This is a genomic window from Paenibacillus sp. FSL M7-0420, assembly GCF_038002345.1.
Taxonomy (GTDB): domain Bacteria; phylum Bacillota; class Bacilli; order Paenibacillales; family Paenibacillaceae; genus Paenibacillus_AQ.
This window is the reverse complement of record NZ_JBBOCJ010000001.1, coordinates 2,637,221-2,649,900: the sequence shown is the minus strand read 5'-3', so window position 1 is coordinate 2,649,900 and position 12,680 is coordinate 2,637,221. Positions and strand designations below refer to the sequence as shown.

At 54.2% G+C, this 12,680-nt stretch carries 9 protein-coding genes; 2 read left to right on the top strand and 7 right to left on the bottom strand.

Annotated elements, in window-relative coordinates; all coding sequences use genetic code 11:
- Window positions 1–4: 4 nt before the first annotated feature.
- Window positions 5–949: a carbohydrate ABC transporter permease gene (locus MKX51_RS11005; RefSeq protein ID WP_340992370.1), complete on the bottom strand. Its 945-nt coding sequence runs from the start codon at window positions 947–949 to the stop codon at window positions 5–7.
- Between the two features lie 190 nt (window positions 950–1,139).
- Here MKX51_RS11005 and MKX51_RS11000 point away from each other — a divergent pair, with 190 nt between their 5' ends.
- Together MKX51_RS11000 and MKX51_RS10995 are read left to right on the top strand one after the other, a co-directional pair.
- Window positions 1,140–2,939: a sensor histidine kinase gene (locus tag MKX51_RS11000; RefSeq protein WP_340992369.1), complete on the top strand. Its 1,800-nt coding sequence runs from the start codon at window positions 1,140–1,142 to the stop codon at window positions 2,937–2,939.
- Entirely contained in the window at window positions 2,929–4,536 is a 1,608-nt protein-coding gene (locus MKX51_RS10995) for a response regulator transcription factor (protein ID WP_340941698.1), read from the top strand. The genes MKX51_RS11000 and MKX51_RS10995 overlap by 11 nt, the downstream gene beginning before the upstream one ends.
- 35 nt (window positions 4,537–4,571) lie before the next feature.
- Here MKX51_RS10995 and MKX51_RS10990 read toward each other — a convergent pair whose 3' ends face one another.
- From MKX51_RS10990 to MKX51_RS10965, 6 genes are all read right to left on the bottom strand, one after another.
- On the bottom strand, window positions 4,572–5,690 hold the full coding sequence (locus MKX51_RS10990) for a GNAT family N-acetyltransferase (protein WP_340992368.1): 1,119 nt from the start codon (window positions 5,688–5,690) through the stop codon (window positions 4,572–4,574).
- 80 nt (window positions 5,691–5,770) lie between these two features.
- On the bottom strand, window positions 5,771–7,078 hold the full coding sequence (locus MKX51_RS10985; RefSeq protein WP_340992367.1) for an ABC transporter substrate-binding protein: 1,308 nt from the start codon (window positions 7,076–7,078) through the stop codon (window positions 5,771–5,773).
- Window positions 7,079–7,178: 100 nt separating this feature from the next.
- Complete coding sequence (locus MKX51_RS10980; RefSeq protein WP_340992366.1) at window positions 7,179–8,009, bottom strand: carbohydrate ABC transporter permease; 831 nt, start codon at window positions 8,007–8,009, stop codon at window positions 7,179–7,181.
- Between the two features lie 11 nt (window positions 8,010–8,020).
- Entirely contained in the window at window positions 8,021–8,932 is a 912-nt protein-coding gene (locus tag MKX51_RS10975; RefSeq protein ID WP_340992365.1) for a carbohydrate ABC transporter permease, read from the bottom strand.
- A 63-nt stretch (window positions 8,933–8,995) separates the two neighbouring features.
- The gene (locus tag MKX51_RS10970; protein ID WP_340992364.1) at window positions 8,996–10,306 is read right to left on the bottom strand and encodes an ABC transporter substrate-binding protein; all 1,311 of its coding nucleotides are present in this window, start codon (window positions 10,304–10,306) and stop codon (window positions 8,996–8,998) included.
- 786 nt (window positions 10,307–11,092) lie between these two features.
- Window positions 11,093–12,679 carry a response regulator gene (locus MKX51_RS10965; RefSeq protein WP_340992363.1) on the bottom strand — a complete coding sequence of 529 codons (1,587 nt, stop codon included), beginning with the start codon at window positions 12,677–12,679 and terminating at the stop codon, window positions 11,093–11,095.
- Window position 12,680: the final 1 nt, after the last annotated feature.

Below are 12,680 nucleotides of genomic sequence, written 5' to 3'. Positions count from 1 at the left end.
CCTCCTAGTAGTTGACCCATTTCTTTTGTCCGACCCATTGTAACAAGGTCACCAGCAGGATGAGGATCAGCAGAATAATGCCCATCGCCGAAGCATAGCCCGACTCCAGATTGACGAACGCCACCTCATACAGATAGTAGACAATAACTGAGGTTGAGCCTGCCGGGCCGCCGCCGGTTAACACCATAATGAGATCGAAGACCTTGAAGGACCCGACAACTCCTGTGATCAGCAGGAAGAAGGACGTAGGCGACAGCATCGGCAGTGTAATTCTGAAGAATTGTCTGAGCGGTGAGGCCCCGTCCACATCGGCGGCTTCATACAAATCCCGTGAGATATTCTGCAGGCCCGCCAGATAGATGACCATGTTGAAGCCCAGTGAAGTCCACACCATAATAATCATGACCGAGATCAGGGCGAACTTGGGATCAGCCAGCCACATGGGCGGATGCTCGATCCCTATAGATCTGAGGAAGCCGTTAATCGGACCGTTGTTCGGGTGATAGAGCACTCTCCAGAGCAGGGCGATGGCCACGAAGCTCGAGATGAAGGGCATGAAGTAGATCACTTTGAAAAAGGTTTTGAAATACGTTGCCTTGTTGATCAGCACCGCCAGCACCAGCGCCAGGAACATCGCTACCGGAACAACGGCAATCATGATCAGGTTGTTGTAGAGCGAGCGGTGAAAGGACTCGTCCTGTACCAGCCGGGTGTAGTTATCCAGACCGATAAATTGAAATCCGTCCAGCCCGGATACAAAGTTCCAGTTCGAGAAGCTGATCACACCGGATAGGAGAATCGGAATAATTACCAGCGTTACGGTCAGAATGAGCATGGGGGCAATGAATAAATACCCTGCAATATTGTCGTAAAAGGATTGCTTGCGCATCTTGCTTATCCCGGGGCTGCCGGACCGTTGTGCCGTCCCCTCTTCAGTAATAACGTCCACTGTATCCACCTCTTTTTATGTTTGTAGCTTCATTATAGAAGGACAACTTTTATTGCACATGCAACGAATTTATCTGTGGTGAAAACTTTGTATAGCATTATTTTTTCTAAATTGAAAAATTTATTGGATGAGCCGAACCGCAGAATCAAGTACCATAAGTCTGTGAAGGTCTACAACTGGAGGGATATTAATGAAAGAAAAGCACAGGCTCAGTCAGCTCTCCTTCCGGCAAAAGCTAATCCTTACCTCCATCGCCTGCCTGGTCATTCCGGCACTGGGGATGCTCTATATTACCAACGTCTATTCCAAGCTGATTATCCGGGAACATTCCTTGGAGAAGGCCACGCAGTCCCTGAGAATTGTCCAGTCGCAGATAGATGTGATCTTCGAGGAGATGGTGTCGGTGTCGAACTTCGTTCACTTCGACCCGGAGATCAAGACGCTGCTGGAGGATGCCAAGACCAATCCCGTAGCTGCGCGTACCCTGACCAGCCGCCTGGAGCAGGTGGCCGGAGACACCATCGATCTGAGGATCACTCTGCTGGATAAGGAAGGACATGCCTATTCCGATTATTCCTTCTATGATTATGATCCCCGGCAATTTCTGAAGCGGGGCTGGTTCTCTACGCTGGAGCAGCTCCCGCCGTATGACACCTTATTTATGGGAGCAGAAGACAATTACCTGACCTCCCTGCAGGCTGAGCAGCCGTATATCTTCATGACAGCGCGTGCCTTAAGAGAAGAAACGACTGCCGCTCCCTACGCTTACCTGATTGTCAGCCGCAGCGAGGCTTCGATCCGTGAACGGTTTGCTTCCCTGGAAGAGGATGTGTATCTGCTGGATGAAGAGGAGAACATTCTGTCGAACCGGAACCAGGAGCTGATAGGCACAAGCTTTGACCATCTGCTGCCTGTAGATGAGCTGGTCTTCCCTGACATCGTCAAGTTCAAGGGGGAGAATCAGCTCCTCCTCTCGCTGCCGCTGAAGTTTGCCAGATGGAGACTCATCAGTGTCGCTCCCTATGAGCAGCTAACAGAAAGGTTGAACGGGATTAACCGGACCGGCCTGATCATTCAGACGATATTTGCGGTCAGCTTCTTGTTCGCGCTGACGGTTCTGCTGAGGAGATTCACCAAGCCTGTGCTTGTTCTGGGCAAAGCGGCCCGCCGGGTGGAAGACGGGGATCTCATGGTCCGCTCGGGCATCCGGGGAGCCGATGAGATCGGCAGCCTGGGGCACTCCTTCGATAACATGCTGGACCGGGTACAGCTGATGCTCAGGCAGGTGGAGACGGAGCAGGAACTCAAGCGCCAGGCGGAGATTGCGATGCTGCAGGCCCAGATTAACCCTCATTTTCTATTCAATGTACTAAGTTCGATCCGGCTGAAGCTGCTGATGAAGCAGGATGAAGAGAATGCTGCGATTGTCGGCTCCCTCTCCGCTATGCTGCGGGCCAGCTTCTCCAGCCGGGAGGAATTCGTCTCCATTGCCAGTGAGCTTGATTTCACGAAGCAGTATATGGAATTAATGCGGTTCACGATGAGATATCCTACGGAATATGCAGTACATGTGGACAAAGAGCTGCTGCTGGAGACGGTGCCGAGGTTCATCCTGCAGCCTATTATTGAGAATGCTTACAAGCACGGGTTCTTGCAGGGCGGAGGGCGGGTGGTCATCACCATCGGACTCGTTCAGTCCAGGCTAACCATTACCATCGAGGATAACGGCACGGGAATTGAGGAGCATACGCTCGCAGCCCTGCTTCAGCACATCAGGCAGAAGGATGCGGAGATCGGCGCCTTGAGTGCTGACGGGACGCCAGTGGCAGAGTCTGCTCACGGCATCGGATTAATCAACGTCTACCAGCGGCTCAAGCTAATCTACGGGGAGCGCTTCGAGATGAACATTGAGAGCATTCACGGGGGGCGCACCACCGTACAGTTAATCATGCCCGTGAAGCGGATAGGAGCAGATAATCATGACCTATAAAGTAGTACTGGCAGACGATCATTATCCGGTGCTGGAGTATTTAAGCACTTCGATTCCCTGGGACACCCTCGGCCTTGAACTATCGGCTTGCTGCTCGGACGGCAGACAGGCCTGGGAAGCCTGCCAGCTGCATCAGCCGGATATTCTGCTTACGGATATCGGCATGCCGGCGATGAATGGACTGGAGCTAATCCAGAAGGCGCGGGAGATGAACCCTCAGCTTCAGACGATTATCCTGTCCTGCCACGGGGAATTCGAATATGCCCAGAAGGCTGTGAAACTGAATGTGGCCGAATATATATTGAAGGAGAGTCTGCAGATCGATCAGGTGATTGCCGTATTGACGGAAGCGGTGGCCCGGCTGGAGGTGAAATTGAAATCCCGTAACCACTATCTCCAGATGGAGAAGCTGGTCAGCCAGAACCACGCCGCCATCCGGACCAGGTTCATCCGCATGTTCGTGGAGCAGCCGGTCTGGGATGAAGCCGAGTGGTTCGGACAAGCCGAAGCGATGGGCATCAGCCTGCACAAAGGCACCCCGTATCTGCCTGTACTGGCGGTCCCGGAGCGCTCCTATGAGCTGGAGAGGCGGTTCGGCGGAGTCGTGAACCTGCAATTCGTAATGGATAATGTGCTGCAGGAATTTCTGGAGATTGACGGCATTATCCAGTTCGCGCTGACGGAACGGCAGTTCATCCTGTTCATTCCTTTGCCGCATATCCTCGTCCGCAATCTTTATGAGGAGTTCCGTGATAACTTCCGGCATGTCCAGAGAATGGCGAAGCTGCATCTGCGGATGGGGATTTCCTTCTTTTACGGGGAGGCTACTCCAAGTCTGATCGATATCAAGAAGCAGATTCAGGCGCTGCTGGATTCCCAGGCCCTGCGCTTCTATACTGCCGAGGGAGCGGTTATGAAGTATGCACCTGTCCAGACCAGCGGCGAGGACCTGTTCGTGCATTATTCGGAGATCCTTCAGCAGCTAAGGGACTGCATTCAGCAGGAGGACAGCCCGCAGCTTGCGGCCAAGGTCAGGGAGATCAAGCAGTATATCGGGGACCAGAAGTATCCGGTGGAGAGTGTGAAGAGCTGGCTGCTCAAGATGGTGATGGAGCTGGAATTGAAATATGTCGTCATGCAGAACTTCGTCAGCAACTTCAACAGTGAGCGGCTCCAGCGCTCAATCCAGGAATTCGAAACGCTGGAGCAGCTTATGGAATGGCTGGAGGAATTCCTGAAGGATAAAATACTCATGCTAAGCTCCATGTGGAAGCAGAATGTCCGCAAAGAAATAGCCGAAGCCAAACGGTATGTGATGAATCATATAGGCGAGAAGGTCGGAATGGAGGAGATGGCGAAGCGTCTGGGCCTGAACCCCACCCATTTCAGCCGGTTATTCCGCCTGGAGACCGGGCTGACCTTCATCGAGTACGTGACCAGAGTGAAAATGGAGCAGGCCCGCGATCTCCTGAATCAGACGAATCTGACCATCGTGGAAATCGCGGAGCAGCTGGGTTATGACAACGTCAGCTACTTCATCAAGCTGTTCCGTAACTTCTCCGGCATGACTCCGGCGGAATTCCGCAAGTCGCTGTAGGCGGGAACGGCCGGGATTATCGCGCGACGGATGACTCAGTATTTATCAATCTTGTACCAGAACAGAGGCAGCGGGAACCAGCCTGCGGGTGCAGGCAAGGCCATATAACGGCTGTGCTGTGTAAGCAGCAGGGCCTGGGCCTGCTGCCTGCTAAGTACAACTGCATCCGGCTTGGCTGACCGCTCGACGCTCACGCCCTCTTCGTCCACCCGCGCCGTCACCGGCTGTCCGTCCATGACTGCGGAGAATTCTCCCGGGATAATGCCTGTGGTCTTATACTTCAGCGTGAGGTACGCCTTCAGGACATTGGCGAAATCCAAAATATGATACATATCCGAGTTCTCGGTCACGAAGTCTTCCGCAATGCCGCCAAGAGCCTTATTCAGCGGGATGTCATATTCCGGCGCGTGCAACGTTATCTGCCCTGCGCTGCTGTAAGCCATATAGGCCTTGATCGTCCGCAGAATGTCATCCGCCCTCTTCAGCGCGATTTCAGCGATATCATCGCCCGCTTCGTTGACAACCAGATACCCGATCAGCTTGCCCTGATCCAGAACGCCAAGTGCCTTTTGACAGAGTGTACTGAAAATCAGCGGCAATTGCTCTAAGTTACGTTCAACATAAGCAAGCCGCGAGGTGTTCAGGGTATATGCAAATTCTGCTCCACCTTCCATGTCAAACAGCGGACTGAAGGATATTCCGGTGTCATTCACCCCTCTTAAGCCATGGCGGACATTGGCCTCTGCCAAGGTATATTTGAACTTGACACCGCCAAGCGTGAAGCCGAAATACTCATATCTCTGCCGCTGTCCATATAATACAACCATATCACAGGTACCCCGCAGCTCTTCAAGCCACAGGTTCATAAGCGCTTTCATATGACCTTCGCCTCGCGCACGCGGATGAACAGATACCGTACCCAGATAGCCGGTGCGCAGCGTATGATCACATACCGTCAGAGACTCTGGAAAAACAGCCACCAGCGCACGCAGCCTGCCTTGCTCGTCCACAGCAACCTTATGCATCGCTGATGAATCTACACTCTTGTCATACGCCTTGGGCATCAGAATTTCAAAATCAAAGCGGAAGGCAAGGTTGGCCAAATCTATGTATTCCTCGCGTTCGTGCGGAGCTGCCGTTCTGTAGTTAACCATTGTCGTCCTACCTTTCCAGTCTGTATATTCAACTGCTTCCCTGACTATATTCTATGGGCATCCCCCATCTCCTGCTCAGGTCACTCTGATTGCTGCCGCTTGGCCGCAGCCTCATCAATCGCCTGCTGGATATTGGCCAGTGCGGTCTCCATGGGCTGTCCGGCAAGATACTGGTTGACGCCCTCCAGAATCTTCACCTGGAGCGACTCCGTCGATACTGTATGCGGCCAATAGAGCGTGGCGTCCTCGCGCGTTACCGCAGCGGCAATGGACGAGACCGAATCGCTCCGGTCCGTAGGGGCCGAGATGACCGAAGGCACGGCCAGAGCGCCTGCGGCCAGCTTCTCCTGCGTAGCCCTGCCGTTCATGAATGCCACGAACTGCTTGGCCTCCTCGGGATGCTCCGTCCGCGAGCTGATCACCCGGTACGTGCCGACATTGATATTCGGCACCGTCCGCACACTGCCCGGCACCATCATGAACCGGATATCCTGTGCCGGATTCCGCTCCTTGATGCTGGGGATGTCCCAGGTGCCGGTAATAATCATGGCCGCCTGGCCTGTGCCGACCAGATCCTTGGCCTGCTCATGCTTCAGGCTCTTCCAGTTCGGCGGCACGAACTCCCGGTCGATAATCTCCCGGTGCTTCTGGATGGCATCCACGAATACCGGATCATCGATAGTGATCTCCCCGCTCTCCAGCTTCTTCGTCCAGGCGGCATCCGCCCCGTTATCCGACATGATAGACCCCCAGAAGAACTGGGCCGTGGACCACTCCGCATCCATTGCCACCGGAATAAGCCCTTCCTGCTTCAGCTGCACGCAGAGCGCAAGGAACTCGTCCCAGGTGCGCGGAACCTCCAGCCCGAGAGAGTCGAACAAGGTTTTGTTGTAGAGCAGCCCGTCACTGTGCATGACCTCCGGCGCTCCGTATACCCGGCCGCCCACCGTAACCGGCAGCAGGGAGTTCGGGTAGAATTCCTTGAGGAAATCGGCTCCGGTCAGGTCCAGGTACATATCGCTCCGCAGGGCGCGGAATTCCTCGAACAGGCTGGGCGACCACGTATCGAATACATCCACCTTCTCACCGCCAAGCAGCCGGATCTTGATCCCCGCCGTATAATTATTGTTCTGGATGAAATCTGCATCGATCTGGATATGGGGATACAGCTTCTCGAATTCGGCAATCGCGTCAAAATACACTTTGCCTGCTTGTGCCGTATCCAGCAGATAGCTGGAGTACCGGAGGGTGACAGGTTCGCGGGTGTCTGCCGCGCCGCCTCCGCCGGACAGCAGGGAAGCGTCTGTACTGCTCCGGGTATCACAGCCGCCAATCGTGAGCAGCAGCAGAACAATGCTGCCCCCGATACCGGGTCTCCACTTCTTCATGACGCTTCCCCTTCCTTAATCTATTCTCCATTCGCTTCTGTAACGTTCTTGCCCTATCGTTATATTCTGACCGATCCAATAGATTGCAGTCAACGGACAATCAGAGCTTGCCCCCCGAAGTTGCAATCCCTTCGATAAATTGCCGCTGGAACAGGATATAGATCAGCAGCATCGGCCAAATCGCCAGCACGGACGCCGCCATCAGCTCCGGGTAGTCCACGGCGAAGGCGCTTTGAATCTTAGCCAGGGCCGAGGAGAGGGTCGCAGCGTCCGAGCTTGTGTTGACGATCATCGGCCACATCAGGTCCTTGAAGGAGAAGAGGGCCGTGAATATCCCGAGGGCCACCAGACCGGAGCGGACCAGCGGGAGCATGATTCTGGCGAAGGTCTGGCCGATATTGCAGCCGTCGATCTTCGCCGCCTCCTCCAGCTCCTTAGGCAGGCCCATGAAGAATTGTCTCAATAAGAAGGTACCGAAGGCACTGACCAGCCCTGGAAACAGCAAGGCAAAGATCGTATTGCGCATCCCCAGCGCATCGACCATCAGATATTGCGGGATGATGAAGATCTGGGTCGGCACCATCATCTGGAACAGCACCAGACTGAAGCAGAAGTCACGCCCCGGAAATCTTAGTCTGGCAAAAGCATACGCCGCCATCGCGCTGAACATCACCGCGCATAGCACCCGCAGAGCCATCATCGCAAACGTATTCCAGTACAGGATCAGGAAGTTATTCTGCCGCCATACCTCCAGATAATTCTCCACCCGCCAGGTCTTGGGGACAAAGATAAAGGGATTCATCGAGGTGGACTCCGTAACCGACTTGAACGAGGTCAGCACCATCCAGACGAACGGAAGAATCATCGCGGCTGCTCCCAGGAGCAGCACAAGGTGGGCTAAGATACGGTTAAGTTGTTTATGTTTGGCCATAGTGCCGCCTCCTACATGTAGTTGACCCATTTTTTTTGCGCTCGCATCTGGAAGAAGGTGATGATCATGATCAGCGCGAGCAACACCATTACAATCGCTGAGCCATAACCCTTGTTGGAGTACTTGAACGAATTATTATAGAAGAGATACACAAGCGATACTGTATGATCATAGGCCGGGTTACTCACATCGATCATCATATAGATGACATCGAACACTTGCATGGCCTGGATAATCGTGGTCACCACAACAAAGAACAGTGTTGGCGTTACAAGCGGCAGAGTGATCACGAAAAATTGGCGCACCCGGCTGGCTCCGTCGATATCCGAGGCCTCGTAGTAGTCCTTCGGGATCTCCTGCAGACCGGCGAGCAGCAGCACCATATTATAGCCGATGACACTCCAGATTCCGATCACCGCGATGGATAAGATCGCTACCCTCGGGTCCGTCGTCCAGTTGACAGCCGGAAGGCCCAGCTTGGATAGCCCGTAATTAATGAGGCCGTAGTGCTGGTTATACATCCAGCGCCATACCATGGTAACTGCCGCAGGAGCGGCGACCATCGGGATGAAATAGATCGTGCGGTACAGCGAGCGGCCCGCGAGCTTACCGTTCAGCAGGACGGCCACCAGCATGGCGATTGCAATGCTGACAGGCACGACCAGCAAGGTGTAGAGCAGTGTATTGCCGACCGCATGCCATACCTGGGGATCATGAATCAGCTTGCGGTAATTCTCCCCTCCGATATAGATATTGCCTCTGCCGAAATCTCCGCTCTTGAAGAAGCTAAGGTAAGCGGTCTGCACTATTGGAATGAAGTTGAGGACGATAAGGCCGATCATCGTTGGCGCGATCAGGAACCAGCCCCAGGACCATTCATTCCAGGTTTTGGCTCCTATTTTCCTCTTGACGGGTTGATTCATCTGCTTCCCTCTCCTATCAAACTTGCGGCAGCCCCCAGGCTGCCGCAGGCATATGACTCTTGCTTATTTCTCTTCCGCGAGACTCTCATTCATCACCTTCGCTGCATTACGGGCTGCTTCCTCTACGGACACCTTGCCGGAGAACGCCGGCTTCAGCGCTTCATAAGCCTTGTCTTCCCAGACAGCCGTTGTATTGGAATACGGACGGATTACGCCATAGCTGACCATGTCAACGAATGCCTTGATGTTGAAGGTCTTGTTCGAATCCACCCATTTGTCAGCCGCACCTTTGTACGCCGAGATGGCAACACCCAGCTCCGCCTGGCGCTCCTGACCTGTCTTGGAGCTTAAGTATTCCACGAACTTCCACGCTTCCTCCGGATGCTTCGTCTTGGCGTCAACCGCATTGCCAAGGCCGTTATAGATGGAGGCCTGTGCAGCCTTCTTGGGCAGGACGGCCACATCGAAATTCTTCGCCATGAACTCGTTCTCTGTGAAGCCGCTAAGGTTCCATGAACCGAACAGGCCCATCGCCGCCTTGCCGTTCTTCAGCAGATCGGCACGCTCGGCATCTCCGTACACCTCAGGGGACAGTCCGTCACGTACGAAGCTTATATAGAAATCCAGCGCTTCGATCGTCTTAGGATCGTCATAGCCTGACTTCTTGTCCGCTGTAATAATGGTGCCGCCGTTCTGATAGACGAAGTTGTAATACCCCTCCTGGTTGTGCATCGGCGCGAGGAAGCCGTATACCCCGTCCTTGGTGAGCGCTTTCGCTGCGCTGTGCAGATCATCCCAGGTCCAGTTCTCATCCGGGTATTTCACACCCGCCTCGTCAAACAGCGTCTTGTTGTACCACAGTCCGATGGTATCGAAATCCTTCGGAACCGCATATTGTTTGCCCCCCAGATTATAGATCTGGTTCAGGCCTTCCGGGTAATTCTCCAGCTTGACTTCTTCGCTCTTACTGATGCGGTCTGTCAGATCAAGCAGCATGCCGTTATTCGCATAGCGGTAGATCTCATTGGAATGCATCCAGAAGACATCCGGCAGCGAGCCGCCGGTGGCTCCCGCTTCCAGCATCGTCCAATAATCGGACCAGCCGGTCACCTCAATATCGACCTTGATGTCCGGGTTCTTGCTCTCGAATTCATCGGCAATGGTCCGCAGACCCTTCTCTTGATTGGAATCCCAGATCGCGTAGGTCAATTGGACCTTCTCGCCGCTTGCCGCCTGGGTAGCCGCTGCGGCATCCGTTGCCTCTGCCGGTGGTGAAGCCGATGTATTGCTGTTGCCGTTGCCACTGCCGCAAGCGGTCAAGGTGACCGCTGCAAGCAGGATGGACAATACGGTTGCTAAGCTTTTTTTCTTCACTAGAATTACCCCCAACTTCCATTTAGGATGTGCTGCGTCTGCTGCACCTCCAATAGTAGGTGAAGGCGGACGGTATCGAAATGGCTGTTTTTTACGGAACATTTCCTTTTTTTGACCAATCCCCGGAAGCGGCAAAAAGTGCACCCGCAGCGGATGCACTTCTTTTACAGACTCTGTTCTTTTTTTGACAATTGCCGTTCAAGTAGACATTCAGTGATAGTTGCATAACGTACACTTAAAAACAGCGAAAAAGAAGGCTTACCTCTTCTAGCTGTAATCTGTACAACTAAATCTGCCCCAAAGGGCGGAACCCAGGGAAAGTAGAGATTTTAATTGTACGAAATACAACTAAGGTGAGAAGATGGAGTAAAACAGACATTTTAGTTGCACAAAATACAATTAAGCGTAGCGCTCATGAGCAGGTATGGTAATCGGGGCGCTGCAAACCCACAGCAAACGATTTACCAAAGCGATTTATACTGGTGGATGGGCCACTATCCTGCCTGAATGACTACAGGAGTGGGGCCCCCCTTCAGGTAACATTCCCAGATGAAGACGGGAGTTGTCCATTTAAGGCGTATTGCCCGGCGTAACGGACTGAGGCGCGCTTATTCTGGTTTAACGTCACCACTTGGGCAAGTAACGGACCTCATGGTGCTTATTCTTGGAATCTCTACTCCTAAACCTCTCGTAGAGAGACGATAAGGGCTACTGAGTCCGTTAATCCGCAAAAGGTGGCGTTTTGCTGGGAATAGGGTCTCTCAGGTCCGTTAATCTGATACTTTTCTAGCCCCGATATTCCTCCGGACTCATACTGTTCAGCTTCTTGAACAGCTTGCTGAAGTACGCGGTGTTCGGATAACCCACACGCTCAGCAACCTCATAGACCTTAATGTTCCTGTCCCTGAGCAGGCTCTTGGCCTTCTCCATACGAAGCCGGGTCAGGAAGCTGACGAAATTCTCGCCGGTCTCCTGCTTGAATACCCTGCTGAGATAAGAGGCGTTCACGTTAATCTGCTCCGCTACCGACTGCAGCGAGATATCCTCTGTGTAGAGCTGCATCATCAGCTCACTCGCTTGCTCTGCATAACTCCGGGAGGATTGCCCCTCCGACATCTGCGCTCTGCACTGCTCCAGATAACCGGCGACGGTCTGGTGCAGCCCCTCCAGACTCTCTTCATGGAGAATGCTTTCGTACACCGTAAGCCCGGCTTCATTCGGCTCGGGAAGCGCCGGGAAGCAGGACAGAATCGCCCCAAGCATCCGTATGTAGGTCGAACGCGCCGCCTGCTTCGTGCATCCCTCCAGCAGCATAGTATCCTTCAGGCTGTTCAGGAAGGCAAGCGCCCCTTCGCTTCCGCTCTCGGTATCCTGCCTGAACTTCCGCATGCAAGGCTTGTCGATGAACAGCCGCTCCCCGCTTCTCTGACGGCTCCTGGCCTTATCATAGAAGGACAGGCCGCTCCCGCTGGCGAAGAACAGCTCGTCAAGCGCCATGTCCGCCTCCTGATAGGCCCGCTTCAGGCCGTCAAAGCCGGGAGCCGGACCGCTGACCCCGATCGACAGGGTCAGCTTCAGGAAATCCTTCATCGCCGCCTGGATCTTGGCGGCGGCGCGCTCGATCTCCGCGCGGACAATCTGGCCTTCCTCTCCGAGATCGAGCAGCAGCACATATTCCGCGGAATTCATGACGATGATCTCCTTCGCCCGCTTGCGGGGCAGGATCTCTTCCAGAATATTCGCCACCGAATAGCGCAGCAGCTTCTCATCCTGCTCCACGTACTTGCGCCGCAGCTGGTCAAACCGGTTGATCCGCAGCTTCATCAGCACCATCGGCCCGTCCGGCAGGCGGATATGCAGCGCTTCACGCCGGGCGAGCACCTCTTCGGCTCCCTTGAAGCCGCTCAGCACCTCCTTGAACAGTGTCTCCTTCAAATGCTCGATGCTCTCCTTGTAGGAGCCGGGCGGCATTGCGGAGGAGCTGCCTGCGGAGAGGCGGACCGCCCGCTTCTTAACCGTCTCCAGCACATGCACCAGCTCTTGCGGCTTCATATCGCTCTTGATCAGATAGTCCGCCGCCCCGAGCCTGAGCGCCTCCTGCGCATACTGGAATTCATCCAGACAGCTAAGAATGACGAATTGCCCGCCGATGTCCAGCCGCCGGGCCTCCCGGATCAGCTCCAGACCGTCCATCACCGGCATTTTGATATCCGTAATAATCAGATCCGGCCGGTGCGTCCCGGCCAGTTCCAGCGCTTCGCGCCCGTTTGCGGCCTCCCCCAGAATCGTAAATCCCTCATCTTCCCATTGAATAATCGATTTCAGGCCGATACGCATCAGCAGCTCGTCATCCACGATAAGCACACCCAGCATA